Origin of the sequence: Dolomitihabitans soli (genome assembly GCF_022213955.1) — a bacterium.
Classification (GTDB): domain Bacteria; phylum Actinomycetota; class Actinomycetes; order Streptosporangiales; family Streptosporangiaceae; genus Streptosporangium_A; species Streptosporangium_A soli.
This window is the reverse complement of the sequence record NZ_JAKNTW010000040.1, coordinates 17,509-32,312: the sequence shown is the minus strand read 5'-3', so window position 1 is coordinate 32,312 and position 14,804 is coordinate 17,509. Positions and strand designations below refer to the sequence as shown.

Below are 14,804 nucleotides of genomic sequence, written 5' to 3'. Positions count from 1 at the left end.
GTTTTGATCATGCTTCGGGATCCGGTTGTGTCCGGCTCTGAACGGCCGCATCCGGGTGATCCTTCCCAATGCCTTCCCGTGAGGGAGGGGCGCAGGACGTCGGCGGAGGTCCCCAACGCTGTTGCCTGCTCCAAACCCGGCGGCCTGCTCCCGGTGAAACGCCCATGTTGGGGCCACGTGGAGACACAAGCGTGCCCATAGGTCATAGAGGCGTCTGGCGGCCATCCCCATGCCTTGGCCCAGAACCGATCATGGTGCGCGTGGCAGAACGCCCCCGTGTGGTCTGCGAAACACGCGCCCTCATGGGCCAGCACTGGTCTCACAGCTACACGCTCGACCGCGAGATCTCGGTGCCGGTGTCCATCGCCGACGACCTCGACAAGATCTCGGAGTACGCGCTTGACCAGTTCTTTGGGGATGACGCCGCCGACAATGACGACGCTGACGACTACGGCGTCGAGCGCGTCATCAAGAGCGCGAAACCCCTCACGCGCGAGTTCGCGTTTGACGCCAAGCTGTTCACGGTCGTCCGCGTCAAAGCGCTCACGGAGGAGCAAGCGCGCAGCACGGCCGTTGCTGTCGTGGACAGCCTGCCGATCGACCACACCGGCGCCGGCGTGACCGTCACCGAAGTGTCCATGGACGGCGAGCCCGACCTCATCGAGGTCGACGGCGAGTAGCACCACCTCCCGGGGGCCATACGAGCGGCGTACGCTGCCCGCCGATACCCCGGATGGCCCACACCAGGCCAGATTCGCACGGTTCGTCGGGTGCCCCGGTTATGACGCCGCCGACCTCTGCGCAGACGCTGACCGCTTCGTCTTTCTGCTCGGCGGCAACGACGGCGAGTACCTCTTCAGCCAGGACTAACGTCACCGACCCTGAAGCACCGCTCGAAGCTTCTCGATCTCCGAAAGCCACTCAGACGAGCTGCCGCTTTCATCCCACAGATCCTTCAGCTCCGAATCGTCGGCGAGAACCCGCTCGAGGGCTCGCAAGGCGAGCGCTCGCAAGCCATCTGGCAAATCGGGGATCGGCTGCTCGGGCCCATAAATCGGGTCGGTGGGAGAGCCGCCAGGGCATTGCGCCGCAACGATCGCGGCAGCCGCCACAGCGGGGACTCCCTCGGAGCTATCCAGATAGTCGGCCTCGTCGGCCGCAGCGATCAAGGCCTCCCTGATTGCCGCCGCGCGATCACCGATCTCCAGGTCATCAAGATCGCCCGCGAAATCAGCAGCATGATCGTTACCGAACGCAGTAGCGTCCCAAGTTCCCACTACACACCTCCGAAGTCGCGACGAAGAGTATTCGATCTGCCTCCCGCCAGACCAACACAAGAGACGTTGCGGCCATCCGCTCACCTCCCGCACACGTCCGGCACGTGACAGCCCCTGCCCAGCAGTGTTTGCGGCAGTTTTCACCCGTCGTCGACACACGCAGTGGACGGAGACTCACCCCGACGCGATTGAGTACCTACACCGCCACGGATTATCCAACTGACGAAGCCGTCCCCGTCCGCGCAGAGGACGGACGGGGACGCTCGTTTGATGCAGGCACTCACAAATGCCTGCCCAGACTGGTTCCTATGCCGCCCTTGTTCCGTGGCTGTTCCGTGGAAGTACCGGAACCAGTGAGAAGTGATGCGAGAGGTCCAAAGGCTTAGCCACTGCTCAGCCGCATAATCCGACTATTTTTCGCTGGTGATCGCGTCGAGGGTCGGAGATCACCCAGATCTACGAGGGTCGCTCCGGCGTTCGCCGGTCAGGGCTCCGGCTGCAGGAGGCATGAGTGGGCCTATCAGTGACAGCGAACGGCGAGGGATCGACCGCCGCGCTCAAGCAGCAACGCACGGCCCTGGCATGTGCGGTTCCTCGATGATGACTTGGGGGCTGCCGGTCGACGGGTTCTGCGAACTGCAAGTGCTCGGCATCGGAGTTCTGACTCCGTATGCAGCAGTCTCATCGAAGTGCGAAAAGTCGCAGTAACTCCGCTTGCTCCGGACTTACCGGAAGTAACGGGTTATTTGCGCCCGGGTAAATCTCAGCCGCTGCCCACTGCGTGGCTCGGACGCTAGAGGCGACCCCGATCCTTACTCCGCGCGCACGGAGCTCCGCTAGCAACTGCTCAGCGTCAAACAAGTACACCGACTCGATACACCAAGGACGAGTGCCGCCTCGCGACGAAGCCGCTGGTGACGCGGGCCCCGTCAGCACGAGGTAGTAGTCCGGCTTCTTCCGCACCGTAACATCCAGCAGGCCCTCGCGCTTGAGATACCACTTCGCATTGACGGTCCGACCACGCAATGGACCAGAAGTGAACCGGCCGTCGACTGCGGCGGCCACGGCGGAAGTTTCCAACGCGATTCCAAAGACTTGCGCCACGATCCATTCGCCCAGATGGCCTGCGGTCATGGGACGTTGAATGATCGCTGCGAGCTTCGCGTCGATACCGTTCCGCTCTCTCAACAGCGCGGCAATCTGCTCCACGTCGACGTCGCTCATGCCGCCCAGCCTTCCACTCCTCGGCCTACAGGCCGATGTGTTACACCTACGGAAAGACCGGAGAGTCAGCAAAGTGCCGGTCGCACACAGCCCACCAACTTTCTCCGCCGGCATCACGCACCAGGACCGCTTCGGGTGGCTCGGTTCGGGCAAGGTGCTCCCCACGTGCATTCGCCGCGCCGCGCCGGGCTCTCCGTGCCGTGCACGCTGGCATCCCACTCACGGTCCTCTAAAAGCTCCACGCCTTCAACGTAGCTTTTGAAGTCTCCACCGTCTTCAATTTGGTCTGGGCTTCGCTCCTGCCGAGGATGACGACACCTGGGGTGCCAACGCTGAACGTCGGACGGCGGTGCTGGCCCTCGATCTTGCTAACGCGGATGCTAACAACGGCCGTGGACGATCACGGACGCTCGTGGATGGACCGACCTCTCACAGTGATGTGCGAGCTGGGCAGATGGAAGGTCGTAGACGGGTGTGGACGGTCTCGTTCTCGCTACGGATCAGGAGGTCTCCCAGCCGGTTGCCAGCCAGGCGTCTGGGGCGCGGTAGTGGTTGCGGTGCCCTGCTTGAAGGACCGCGCGTAAGTGGGCGAGCCACTTGGTGCCCGGGGGGAGGTCCAGTTGCTGCAAGAGAGCATGGGCTGTATGGGGCTCAAGGTCGCCATAGAAGTCGTGGTAGCTGCTGAGCAGGCCTTGGAACAGGGCGGGATGGAGGGCCGGTACTTCCACGACTGCCTGGTAGGCGGGGTGTTTGAGCGGCCAGGGCACGGGTCCGGAAATCTCCAGAACTCGTTGAGCACGTCGAAATAGTGGATCTTGAGTTAACGCGTGAAGCCGATCCTCGGACCACAACTCCTCGATGTCGTTGCCCAGCACTTCGGCGAAGGCGACTTCCACTGTGCTGCGGTCCTCGAACCAGTCAACCCATAGCGAATAGGTGACCGGCTCGGGCGACTGCGAAGCCTCCAATCGCCGACGGTAGGCGTCCCACAGGAGTTCAGCTTTCAGATCTTGCGCAGCGACTACGGCGAAGCGAATCTCGCACGTTACCCAGTAGTCGTCGAGAAGGTCCAGGAGGCCGAGGGCGAGTCGTAGCCGGCCGGTCGCATCGAGGTCAGGGTCCTCTAGCGCTACGCTTGTCCACGCGTGGGCCACGTCGTTGGCCGTGAGCGGTTCTTCCACCGATGTTTCGTCGCTCGCCCATACGCCCTTACGGACCTGGGTGACGCCCTCTTCTGCCAGCCAACGCCGTGCGTACTCTGCCGCCTCGTTATCCACAGTGCAGAGTGTCGGCCATCACGCACCGGTATGGCGATCAGCAGTACCGGATGACGGGTACGAGGGTCTGCTGTGCAACTGAGGTCCACAGGAAGATCCCTTACGGTCTAGGCCCGCTTGCCACTGGGGCCTTGGGGTGAACGTCGCAGCGGTGCTGTACAGCAACCGATACAGCAACGCGGCCTCACACGATCACACGGCACCGCCCCGTATCTACCGCCGGAGCAGGGAAGTGCGCCGCCTACGTTGCGCATGCCCTTCCTGCGGGTGGGTCGGCCGACCTAAGGGCTGGTCGGCGGGGCGACGACCAACTCGGTGTCCGAGTCGTGGTCGATCTGCGGAGGGCCGGCGACGATCATGGTGGCTCGGCTCCACGGCTGTTCTCGCAACAGGAACGGCAGTTCCTCCAGCAGCCAGTTCGCCACGTGCGCCAGCTGCTCGGGGGAGTCACCGTCGCGGACGACCAACAAGCGCTCTTGCTCATCGAGGTCACCCTGCATCCACACCGAGGCGTCCAACCACGGGGCAAGCTCTTCGCGGATGATGCCGGTGCCCTCGACCCAGATGAAGTCGGCACCGGCGGGGATGGTGATCGATCCGGGCCGGTCGTGGGTGATCCAGGCATCAGGGCGGAAGTCCACCGCCTCACCCCGGTGCAGGGGGTGCAGGATGTTCTCGACGAGCACGGCGCCCCAGTCGAAGTAGGCGTGGTTCCAGGCGATGTCGTCGGTGTGCACGATGGCGGAGTTGGGCACCACCTTGCGTAGCCGCTCGGCCAGGGTCGTCTTGCCGGCGCCGCCCCGGCCGTCGATCGCGATCACCCGCGGACGTCCGGTGACGTCGGGTGATGCATCGCGCAACTGCCGGACGGCGTCGAGCACGGTCATCACCCGCCAGCCAACGGCCTCGGTCTCGCCTGGATGTAGATGCATCGGCAACCTGTCTCCGGAGGTGAGGACAAAGATCAGCATACGAGCCGCTGCCGTCGACCCAGTGATGTACAGCAACCGTCTTACACGATCACCCGCCACCAGCCCGTAACTCGTCGAGGGCCTTGTCGTCCGTGTCGTTCGCGATGCCCAGGACATGGACCCGTATGAAGGCGTGGAGTCGCTCGTCACTGGCGGCCACGTTGACGTAGCTGTCGATGAATCGCCCGAGGATCGCGGAGTTGTGCCCTGGAACCCAGACGTAGACGTCGAGACAGGGCGGCATGAGCCCCAGCGTAGGCCTGCGTGCCGGGGTCGATTGACGAGGCTGTCTCCCACCCATGCCAGCAGGTGGATCTTGCTTACGCAGATGCTGACGACAGCTTTGGATGACCGTGGACGATGGCGGAACCCTCGTAGCCAGATGTCCCTTTCTATAGGCATTTCTGACGCCCGTAGACGCTCGTGGACAGTCTCGACCTGGCTGTGGATCAGAAGGTCAGGGTTCGAATCCTCCCGGCCGCGCCGAGCTCAAAGGCCCTTCTGGATGACCCCAGAGGGCTATTCGACGGGTGCGGCGTCCGGCTCCCCGGAGTCCGGTTCCATCGACTGCTGAAGCCGTTCGGCGAGATCCCTGGGGAATCCTGGGCCGGGCGCACAAATGATCCGTCGCACATCGACCGGTCGGCCCGTTCTCCCGTCGATCACTTCCAGCTCGACTGGCAGGCCCGTCTCACGGTCACGCAGTTCGACGGGTGGCCCGCCGGGCTCCGCCAGCCAGCGATCTCCCCAGCGGATCATCGCGGCGAGCACGGTGAAGAAGTCACGGCCCTTCTCAGTGAGCCGGTATTCGTGGCGCACCGGCCGGTCCTGGTAGGGCAGGCGTTTCAGCATGTCCTCCTCGACGAGGCGCTCAAGGCGCTGCGCGAGGACGTTCCGGCTCACCCCTAGCCGCTGCTGGAACTCCTCGAAACGGCGGGCACCGTAAAAGGCCTCACGCATGACGAGGGGCGTCCACCAGTCGCCGACGAGATCGACGGTGCGGGCGATCGAGCAGGGCCAGGCGTCGAAGCGGGTTCTGCGCACGGCATCCATGTTAGTTGCTCTATTGAACTGACGTCGCTAACGTCAGTTGCTCTAGTGAACTTACTCGCCGGGAGGCAGCCATGCCCATGATCGACCTCACGATGCCGAGCGGCACCCTCACAGATCACGCCAAGGCCGAGCTCATGGCGACGCTCACCCGTACTCTCCTGAAGTGGGAGGGCGCGAAACCTGGCAACGAGGCGGCCGAGTCGATCGCCTGGACCTTCCTGCACGAGCCGGCGCTCGTCACGGTGGCAGGCCGCCCCACACAGCGACCCCGCTACCGGGTCATGGTCGGGGTCCCGCAGGCCACGCTCGACGACGACGCCAAGGCGGGCCTGATCGCGGAAGTGACCGAACAGATCCTGCGCGCCGAGCTGGACGGGGGCGACCCCGCGCCCGAGGACGGCTTCCGCGTCTGGGTGATAATCAACGAGATCACCGACGGCAACTGGGGCGGCGGCGGTCGCATCTTCCGGCTGCCCGACATCCTCGCTTTCGCGGGAGCGGGCGAAAAGGAAATCGAACGGCGCACGGCCCGGCTGCGCCAGCCGGCCGGATAGAGGATGGTTCGACACCTTTCAGGGCGGCGAAGCTGCCGTGCACGGTAGGGCGGTGGCGAACATGAGGACGCTATGGACCATGAGGCGATGTGCAAGGCCCCGGTGAACCGGACAGCCGCGCAGCACCCGGTCAGGGCCTCCGAGGTCTCGCAGGTCATACCTCTGGTTAGGAGGGTGTCAGGGGGATCAGGTGGCGCATAATTCGGCTTCGAGGACGTCGGTGAAGACGGCGATGGGTTGTTCCAGTCGCTGTTGGCGTTCTGGATGAGCATGCGTGTGGCGTCTGTCGCCGCACGACAGATAGGTAGAGCGGCGTCCACCGCGCTACCCTCGCGTCCGTCTGGAGATGGCGACCCCGATCAGGCAGAGGGCGCCTCCGGCAAAGGTGAGCCAGCCGGGAATCTCGCTGAGCAGCACCCACGACATCAGCACCACCAGAATGGGGACGAGGTAGGTGGTGGCGCCCATGTTGCCCGCCGTAGTCCTGGACAGGGCGTAGGCCCAGGTGGTGAAGGCCAGCGCGGTGGGGAAGACACCGAGGAAGACGACGTTCAGCGTCGCCGCCATCGGCGCCTGGGCTACCTGGCTCACCAGCTGCCCCGTGAACGGCAGGCAGACGATCGCCCCGACCGCGCAACCGAAGGTGGTCACTTGCAACGCGGAAGCGTGCCGCAGCGCGGGTTTCTGCGCCAGGATGGCCACCGCCCAGGACAGGGCGGCCACCACGCACAGCGCGACGCCCAGGATCGAGGAAGCGCCGCCCTCGGACTTGGAGAGCCCCACGACCACCGCGCCGGCGAGCGAGACGGCCATGCCGATCAGCAGCTTGTGGGGGAATCCCTCGTGCAGGAACCAGCCGGCGAGCAATGCGATCAGCAGTGGTCCGATGTTGATGATCATCGCGGCGGTGCCCGCATCGACCTTCTGCTCACCCCAGTTGAGAGCGACCATGTAGACGCCGAACCACAACACCCCGGACACCACGATGCCAGGCCACGCCTTACGCGCCGGCCACCTCTCGCCTCGCGCGACGAGGATCACACCAAGAGCCAACGCCGCGACCAGCAGCCGCCCCAGAGCCAGCGCGCCAGGAGAATAGAACTGCCCGGCACTGCGGATGGACACGAAGGCCGACGCCCACAGCACGACCGTCACACCTGCGGCGGCGAGCGCCCGCCGGTCCATCTGCGCTTCTATGACCTGTTGCATGGACGAAACCGTATCGCCGCAATGATTCGTGCTATATCGAATTATCGCCGCCCAAGCTGCGGCGCCCCCGCCGCGCGGCGCCGGGCATGGTCGTTGGTCGGAGAAAGTCTCCAGTGGATCACGCCGTGCAACGCCGCGCGCTGCTCACCCGGCTGGTCGCCGAGGTAGACGCAGGTCCGCTGGTCACCATCCGTCCCATGCCTTCCAGGCCCACCAAGGGCCGGTCAGGTGGAAGTAGATGTTCGAGTCGTCTTCCTCGACGGTCGGTCGTCGGCCGTCGGGCAACCAGACGAAGCCTCTCGATGGGTTGATGTATGCGTCCTCGACCAAGAATCGGGCGCCGCCGGGGATGGCTTCGCCCGCGCCGCCGTACCCGTCGCAGACGTTGTACAGCCCTGCCCATCGGCATCCGGGGCTGTGCGTCCCGTCGTTGGCGAGGGTCTTCGCATGTTGTTCCAGGCTGGGCTCGGACAGGGTGAACCGTACCCAGAGGGGGCGTCGATGTAGAGCGTGCCCAGTACCCCGAGGAAGATGAGCGGTCCCGGCAGCCAGCGACGTAACCGCTTGCCCGTCATCGACGGCCGGACCAACCACGACGCCACGGACAGGCGGATGAACCAGTAGGGGGCCAGCAGGAGGAAGGCGAAGAACATGAAGACCAGAGTCTCGGTGTACCACTGGGGCACGCTGACGCCGTAGAAGCTGATCAGTACCACCAGCGAGACCACGGCGTAGAACGGCCGGCCGGGCGGCGTGCGGGACCAGGTCGGTTCATCCTGGCGACGGGACGGGCTGGCAGGAGCACTGGACATCGCTTGACCATCTACCTTTGAGCGCGGCCCGGCTGAAAACGCGAACCTGTACACGGGATGCTCGTGCAGCAGCAGAGTGCGGCGACGCGCTGGTTGCCGGAGCGGGTCGGGGCGTTTGCCGTACAGGAGGAAAGTACAGCAGCCACGGGGGCAGCTCAGAGCCTCAGATCTTGATCTGCGGCGACTCCCTTACCGCAGGGGCGGCCACCGGCCTGAGGTCGAATCGGGTTCCATTCGGGTCCATGGCAGGCGACTCCACCGGCGGATCGCTCCTGTGACCCGCCGGTGTTTCGGGCGCCCGTGCCGGGAGTCCAGATCAGACGTGGGTGACCAGGAGGGTCACGCCTGCTTCGCCGCCGCAGTCGACGAAGACGGGGCCGACGCCGTTGCCGACCGTCTTGGAGAGGGTCGCCTTCGCCACGAAACCGTCAGGGTCGTCGTTGGTGATGCGGATGTTCTCAAGCACCGGCTTGCCGTTGAACCCGCTGAGCACGGCCTTGAGCTTCGTGCCCCCACCGCAGTTGCCGGTGGTCGTCACCTCTTGTCCTCGCTTGGCGGCTGGGTTGGGGCTGACTCGAAGGCTGAATACGAGCGGGTCCGGCCCTCTTTCGTGCGAAATTCACGGGACCCGACAGAGCCTGTATTAAGGTCATGAACCATGCCTGAGCCCCTATATCCGGATGATCCATCCGCGATCGCCCAGTATCGGCTGGTGGGCCGTCTAGGCGTCGGCGGGCAGGGCATCGTCTACCTGGGCCAGGCTCAGGACGGGAGGTACGTAGCGGTCAAGGTGCTGCACGGCGTGGTCTCCGACCAGGTACGCGAGCGGTTCGCCAAGGAGTTGGCCGCCGCCCAGCGGGTCGATCCGTTCTGCGTCGCCCAGGTACTCGACGCCTCCTTCGAGGGCCGGCGACCGTACATCGTCACCGAATACATCGAAGGGCTCTCGCTGCAGCAGGCCGGCGTCCACCACGGCCCCGCACTCCACCGGGTGGCGGTCTCCACCGCGACGGCGCTCACCGCTGTGCATCGGGCCGGAATCGTGCACCGCGACTTCAAACCGGCCAACGTACTGCTCGCCAAGGACGGGCCCCGCGTCATCGACTTCGGCATCGCCCGCGACACCGAGGCCTCCCTCACCGTCACCAGCAGCATCGTCGGCACCCCCGCCTACATGGCGCCGGAACAGCTCGGCGGCCACTACACCGGGCCCGCCGCCGACGTGTTCGCCTGGGGCTCGGTGATGGTCTTCGCCGCCGCCGGCCGTCCGCCCTTCGGCTCCGACCACCTGCCCGCCGTCGTCGCCCGCATCCTGCACGCCGCCCCCGACCTCGGTGACATGGCCGAACCCATGCGTTCCATCGTCACCAACTGCCTGGCCAAGGAGCCGTCCCGCCGTCCCACCATGCAGGACGTGCTCCTCCAACTGCTGGGCGAGCAACGCGTACGGCCGCCCGTCCCCTCCGACCTGGCCACCGACACCAAACCCGCCATCCGTACGGCACGCCTGCACACCGGCCTCCTCGTAGCCGGCACCGCCGTCGTCGTCACCTTCGTCACCCTCGGCGCGACCATGTTGCTCCGCCCTCAAGAAGGCCCAGGCCAATCCACGAATCGTCCCGGGGTCACGGGTTCGCCGATCACCGGAGCCTCCGACGCGGCACAGAACCCGCCACCGAGTTCCGCCACGAACTCCTCGCCGGCCCCGACCGTCGGCAATGCGACGTCGACGACCGACCCGGCATCCGCGGCCGCCGTGATCAGTAGCCTGCGAGCACAGGGCAGCAAGAATGGCACCTGCCATCTGAGCGGCGTCCGCGCAGCGGCCCGAGTGAACGTCGTCGACGACACCGACCCGCTGAGATACCGCTGGGTCCTCGATGGCCGTGAGGTCGGTGTGAGCACCCGATTCGGTCCCAAGGGCCCATTCAGCATCACCGCCCCACTAAGGTTCACCAAATCCGGCACGCACACGGCCACCTTCTGGCTTCTCCGCCCCGGCACACCTCGCGAAATGTCCATAAAAATCCAGGTCTGCTGACCGCATCTCGACCCGATGAGCAATCGGTGGGTCGAGCAATGACGCCGACGCCCACCCGGCCGGGGCCGGTGGCGCGCCGCGGCGCACCACCGGCCCAGTGGCGCGCCCGGCACCTGCAGCTCTTTGGGCGGTGACGGGCCTGCGGGTCTCGTCTCGTCCGGGGCCTGGCCGTCAGGGCGTACGAAGGTCGGCGACGACGCGGAAACGTTCCAGGATCACTGGGGTGGTGTCGTCCACGGTGAAAGTGGCATCGCCCAGCGCCGAGCGCATCTCCTGACCGTGCCAGAACTCCTCATGGGCCGCACGCCACTGCGCGACCGTCGTGTGGCCCGCGCCCTCGTCCACCGCATGGGCCGTATCTACCTCCCCCAGCGGCACAACCCGCACGCTCGTCACCTCAATGAGAGCGGCCGGGCGGTCGGCGGAGTCCACCACCGCCGATCGCTCGCCGATCTCAGGCAGCGCTTTGCCCTCAAGCTCATAATCGGCGGCCAGACTGGTCGTGGCAGTCTTGCGGCCGTCGAGGATGTCTGCGACAAGCCTGTCACGTAGCGGGCCGGGGAAGGCGAACTCGGCCTTGGGCAAGGAGGCAGGGTCGACCAGCCTGCTGGAGTCAGACGTCATAAGCGTCACCCTAACCAGCAGGCTCAGAGCATTACGCAGGCGTACGAGCGATCCCTCGTACGAATGGCCGATCATCCTGGTACGCCAGGTGGTCCAGGTGGCCTTCGCGTCGTACGCGGTCGCCGGCCGTTCAGCCGGTCGATGACCGCCTTGCCACCCAGCACGTCGGACGGACCGCCGGAGGTCGGGCAGCAGTCCGACAACCTGGTGCCGATCATGTCGACGGACACGAGCGCTGCAGGCAGTTGGTGCACTCACCGGTGAAGAACGCCCTGCGCTGCAGGGTTCGCGCCATCGCCAGATAGCCGAGATATGGCTTCGAAGAGGCTGACATCGCCTCCCGCAGACGCTACCCCGCAGCCGAACGCCCCTACCGCCCTTTCCCCTTAGTCGCAGGTCAGAGCGGGTGGCACAGTCCCTGGCACTCGCCGGCTTCCCGTTCCCCTCGTCATCATTGGCCAAGTGGCGTCATTCACGACATCAGTAGAGCGCCTTGTAGTGACGTCGCTGTGATGTCATAGTGACGTCATGGACCTTTCGCCGTATGTCGATCACCTCCGCCGCGAACTCGCCATCGCTGCCGGAGCGGGCGGCGAGGAAGCTCGCGCGCTGGCCGAGCGCCTCGCCGCAACGCTCGAGTCGGCCACCCGGCTCGCCCTGCTGGAGGCCCTGTCCGCCGCCGCGGACGAGATCACCCAGGAGCTCGCACCCGGCTCGGTCGAGGTACGCCTGCGTGGACGCGACCCCGGCTTCGTCGTGACGCCACGAGCCGGACGGCCGTTCGAGGAGGCGGACGAGATCGAGCGGTACGAGCGGCCGCCCGCCCTGCCACCACCCACGGACGCCGACGAGGGCGGGACCTCCCGGATCTCGCTGCGGGTCCCCGAGCACCTCAAGCCGCGCATCGAGGAGGCGGCCGCCCGGGACGGGCTATCGGTCAACTCCTGGCTGGTCCGCGCCGTCGCCGCCGCGCTCGACCCGGGCGACGCCGGCCGCCGCTCCGCCCGGCGGGCGACCCAGCAGACCGGTAATCGCTACAGCGGCTGGGTGCGCTGATGACCACGCCAACTCGTAAGGAGGGGACCGCAGTGCCGACCTTCGACAGCCCAGAACCGATTCTCGCCATCATCGACGTGGCGACCGCCAATGTCCGGATCAACGCGAGCGACCGCGCCGACACCGTCGTCGAGATCCGCCCGAGCGACGAGTTCAGCGACGCCGACGTGCAAGCCGCCGAGCACACCCAGGTCGAGTACGCCGACGGCAGGCTCCTGGTGCGGGCGGCCAAGGATCGAGCCACTCCGATGTCCGGCTGGGGCTTTTCGCTCGACAAACTGGTGGAGTCGCTGCTGCTCGGCGGGGGTGGCTCGGTCGACGTGACGGTCGACCTTCCGGCGGGCTCCCGCATCGACGCCAAGACGGCGGCGAGCCTCCGCTGCCGGGGCGTGCTCGGCGAGGTGAGCTTCACCACCTCCTACGGCGACATCCAGGTCGAGCAGGCCCGCCGGCTGCGGCTGAGCTCCACCCATGGCGACATCTCGGTCACCCGCTCGACCGGGCATGCCGAGGTCACCACGACCAACGGCGACATCCGCATCGGCAAGATCGACGGCACGGCGGTGGTCAAGACCTCACACGGCGAGATCCGCCTGCGCGAGGTGACCGGCGACCTGCGCCTGAACTCCGCCCACGGCGACAGCGTCGTCGATCGCGCCTTGGCCGACGTCGCCGCCAAGACCGCCTACGGCAGCGTCCGGATCGGCGAGGTGGTGTCCGGCTCGGTCGTCATGGAGACCACCGGCGGCGGGCTGGAGCTCGGAATCCGGGAGGGCTCCGCCGCGTGGCTGGACGTGAGCTCGGAGCACGGCACCGTGGACGTCTCCCTGGACCCCACGGACGATCCCGGTCAGTCCGATCAGGTCGTCGAGGTGCGGGCGCACACCGCCTACGGCGACATCGTCATCCATCGTTCCTGACACCCAAGGAGATTCCCATGCCAGACGCGATCGTAGCCGAGGGCCTGGTCAAGAAGTACGGCGACGTGGTGGCCCTCGACGGAATGGAGCTGACCGTCCCTGAAGGGACGGTGTTCGGGCTCCTCGGCCCGAACGGAGCCGGCAAGACGACCACCGTGCGAATCTTGACCACGCTGCTGAAACCGGACGCCGGGCACGCCAAGGTGGCCGGGTTCGACGTCGTCCGCGACGCACGCCGGCTGCGTGCCCACATCGGGGCGTCCGGCCAGTACGCCGCCGTCGACGACCACCTCACCGGCGCCGAGAACCTGGAGATGGTCGGCCGCCTCTACCACCTGGGCGTCAAGCGCGCCAAGCAGCGTGCCCGCGAGCTGCTGGAGCGCTTCGACCTGACGGAGGCGGGCGACCGCCCGGTGCAGGGCTATTCAGGAGGCATGCGACGCCGGCTCGACCTGGCCGGCGCGCTGGTCGCCAGCCCGCCGGTGCTGTTCCTCGACGAGCCCACGACCGGTCTCGACCCACGGGCCCGGGCAAGCCTGTGGGACGTCATCTCCGAACTCGTCACGGCGGGCACGACGGTGCTGCTCACCACCCAGTACATGGAGGAGGCCGACCGGCTCGCCGACCGCATCGGGGTGGTCGACCACGGCCACGTGATCGCTCTCGGCACCGCCGACGAGCTCAAGGACCAGGTGGGCGGCGACCGGATCGAGCTGTCGGTGACGAGCGCGGCGGACCTGGAGGCCGTCAGGCGGACGCTGGCACCGCTGGCCGTCGGGGACATGCAGATCGACGCCACCGCCCTGCAGGTCACGATCCCGGTCACCGGTGGCGCCGCCGCGCTGACCACGGCCCTCGGCCACCTGAGCACCGAACGGATCACCGTACGCGATGCCGGACTGCGCCGGCCGACCCTGGACGACGTGTTCCTGACCCTCACGGGACACGAGGCCGACGAGAAGATCAAGGAGACCGTTCGATGAACACCCTGCAGATGGCACTCGCCGACGGCATGACGATCACCAAGCGCAACGCGTTGAAGATCAAGCGGGCACCCGACCTGCTCGGCGGCGTGGTTGTGCTGCCGATCGTGTTGGTGCTGCTGTTCGCCTACGTCTTCGGCAGCATGATCGAACTGCCCGGCATGTCGTACACGGAATACCTGCTCCCCGGCATCTTCGTCATGACGATCACCACCAGCGCGCAGATCACCGGCTACACGCTCACACTGGACCTGCAGAAAGGCATCTTCGACCGGTTCCGCACCCTGCCGATGTCACCCTCGGCGGTGCTGACCGGCCAGACCGTCAGCGACGTGATCACGAATGTGACCAGCATCGTGACCATGGCGCTCGTCGGGCTGCTCGTCGGATGGCGCATCCACACCTCGCCGCTCGAAGCGGTCCTGGGATTCCTGGTGCTGCTGCTGTTCGCGTACGCCTTCTCCTGGGTCACGGCGACGGTCGCGCTGGCCCTGCGCACGCCCGAGATGTTCAACAACGTGGCCACCATCGTGTCCCTTCCGCTGATCTTCCTGTCCAACGCCTTCGTCGACAGCTCGCGCCTGCCCGGGCCGCTGAAGGTGATCGCCGAATGGAGCCCGATCTCCACGCTCATCCAGGGCACGCGCGAGCTGTTCGGCAACACCAGCCCGGCCATGCCCGTGTCCAGCGCCTGGCCGCTGCAGCACGCGGTGCTTGCGTCGATACTGTGGTCGCTCGTGCTCCTGGTCGTGTTCGTGCCGCTGGCCACGCGGCTGTACAAGAGAGCCGTCAGTCAGTGAACC

The 14,804-nt window shown here is 66.4% G+C and carries 16 protein-coding genes; 7 read left to right on the top strand and 9 right to left on the bottom strand.

Annotation, left to right across the window (positions count from 1 at the left end; genetic code table 11):
• The first annotated feature begins 260 nt into the window (after window positions 1-260).
• Complete coding sequence (locus MBA17_RS44070) at window positions 261-680, top strand: hypothetical protein (protein WP_238504366.1); 420 nt, start codon at window positions 261-263, stop codon at window positions 678-680.
• 192 nt (window positions 681-872) lie between these two features.
• Here MBA17_RS44070 and MBA17_RS44065 read toward each other — a convergent pair whose 3' ends face one another.
• The 6 genes from MBA17_RS44065 to MBA17_RS44040 form a co-directional block, all read right to left on the bottom strand.
• Window positions 873-1,277 carry a DUF4259 domain-containing protein gene (locus tag MBA17_RS44065; protein WP_238504364.1) on the bottom strand — a complete coding sequence of 135 codons (405 nt, stop codon included), beginning with the start codon at window positions 1,275-1,277 and terminating at the stop codon, window positions 873-875.
• Between the two features lie 681 nt (window positions 1,278-1,958).
• Window positions 1,959-2,501, bottom strand: a complete 543-nt coding sequence (locus MBA17_RS44060) for a hypothetical protein (protein ID WP_238504362.1) — start codon at window positions 2,499-2,501, stop codon at window positions 1,959-1,961.
• 500 nt (window positions 2,502-3,001) lie between these two features.
• Window positions 3,002-3,778, bottom strand: a complete 777-nt coding sequence (locus MBA17_RS44055; protein ID WP_238504360.1) for a hypothetical protein — start codon at window positions 3,776-3,778, stop codon at window positions 3,002-3,004.
• A 281-nt stretch (window positions 3,779-4,059) separates the two neighbouring features.
• Window positions 4,060-4,710, bottom strand: a complete 651-nt coding sequence (locus MBA17_RS44050) for a uridine kinase family protein (RefSeq protein ID WP_238504358.1) — start codon at window positions 4,708-4,710, stop codon at window positions 4,060-4,062.
• An 88-nt stretch (window positions 4,711-4,798) separates the two neighbouring features.
• Window positions 4,799-4,993 carry a hypothetical protein gene (locus MBA17_RS44045; protein ID WP_238504356.1) on the bottom strand — a complete coding sequence of 65 codons (195 nt, stop codon included), beginning with the start codon at window positions 4,991-4,993 and terminating at the stop codon, window positions 4,799-4,801.
• Window positions 4,994-5,268: 275 nt separating this feature from the next.
• A complete protein-coding gene (locus tag MBA17_RS44040; RefSeq protein ID WP_238504354.1) occupies window positions 5,269-5,793 on the bottom strand; it encodes a winged helix-turn-helix transcriptional regulator in 525 nt (174 codons plus the stop codon).
• A gap of 80 nt (window positions 5,794-5,873) precedes the next feature.
• On the opposite strand from MBA17_RS44040, the gene MBA17_RS44035 reads away from it, so the two are divergent.
• Window positions 5,874-6,356, top strand: a complete 483-nt coding sequence (locus MBA17_RS44035) for a tautomerase family protein (RefSeq protein ID WP_238504331.1) — start codon at window positions 5,874-5,876, stop codon at window positions 6,354-6,356.
• A 324-nt stretch (window positions 6,357-6,680) separates the two neighbouring features.
• On the opposite strand, the gene MBA17_RS44030 is transcribed toward MBA17_RS44035, so the two are convergent.
• Together MBA17_RS44030 and MBA17_RS44025 are read right to left on the bottom strand one after the other, a co-directional pair.
• Window positions 6,681-7,565: a DMT family transporter gene (locus MBA17_RS44030; protein ID WP_238504329.1), complete on the bottom strand. Its 885-nt coding sequence runs from the start codon at window positions 7,563-7,565 to the stop codon at window positions 6,681-6,683.
• 1,128 nt (window positions 7,566-8,693) lie between these two features.
• Complete coding sequence (locus MBA17_RS44025) at window positions 8,694-8,915, bottom strand: hypothetical protein (RefSeq protein ID WP_238504319.1); 222 nt, start codon at window positions 8,913-8,915, stop codon at window positions 8,694-8,696.
• A gap of 120 nt (window positions 8,916-9,035) precedes the next feature.
• Between MBA17_RS44025 and MBA17_RS44020 the strand changes: the two genes are divergently transcribed.
• Window positions 9,036-10,418, top strand: coding sequence for a serine/threonine-protein kinase (locus MBA17_RS44020; RefSeq protein ID WP_238504317.1), 1,383 nt, complete (start codon window positions 9,036-9,038; stop codon window positions 10,416-10,418).
• A 171-nt stretch (window positions 10,419-10,589) separates the two neighbouring features.
• Here MBA17_RS44020 and MBA17_RS44015 read toward each other — a convergent pair whose 3' ends face one another.
• Window positions 10,590-11,003, bottom strand: a complete 414-nt coding sequence (locus MBA17_RS44015; RefSeq protein WP_238504315.1) for an ASCH domain-containing protein — start codon at window positions 11,001-11,003, stop codon at window positions 10,590-10,592.
• 567 nt (window positions 11,004-11,570) lie between these two features.
• Here MBA17_RS44015 and MBA17_RS44010 point away from each other — a divergent pair.
• From MBA17_RS44010 to MBA17_RS43995, 4 genes are read left to right on the top strand one after another with little or no spacing between them, the layout of a single operon-like run.
• On the top strand, window positions 11,571-12,098 hold the full coding sequence (locus tag MBA17_RS44010) for a hypothetical protein (protein WP_238504313.1): 528 nt from the start codon (window positions 11,571-11,573) through the stop codon (window positions 12,096-12,098).
• Window positions 12,098-13,018, top strand: coding sequence for a DUF4097 family beta strand repeat-containing protein (locus MBA17_RS44005; RefSeq protein WP_238504311.1), 921 nt, complete (start codon window positions 12,098-12,100; stop codon window positions 13,016-13,018). The genes MBA17_RS44010 and MBA17_RS44005 overlap by 1 nt, the downstream gene beginning before the upstream one ends.
• A 17-nt stretch (window positions 13,019-13,035) precedes the next feature.
• On the top strand, window positions 13,036-14,001 hold the full coding sequence (locus MBA17_RS44000; RefSeq protein ID WP_238504309.1) for an ATP-binding cassette domain-containing protein: 966 nt from the start codon (window positions 13,036-13,038) through the stop codon (window positions 13,999-14,001).
• Window positions 13,998-14,801, top strand: a complete 804-nt coding sequence (locus tag MBA17_RS43995) for an ABC transporter permease (protein WP_238504283.1) — start codon at window positions 13,998-14,000, stop codon at window positions 14,799-14,801. The genes MBA17_RS44000 and MBA17_RS43995 overlap by 4 nt, the downstream gene beginning before the upstream one ends.
• Window positions 14,802-14,804 lie beyond the last annotated feature (3 nt).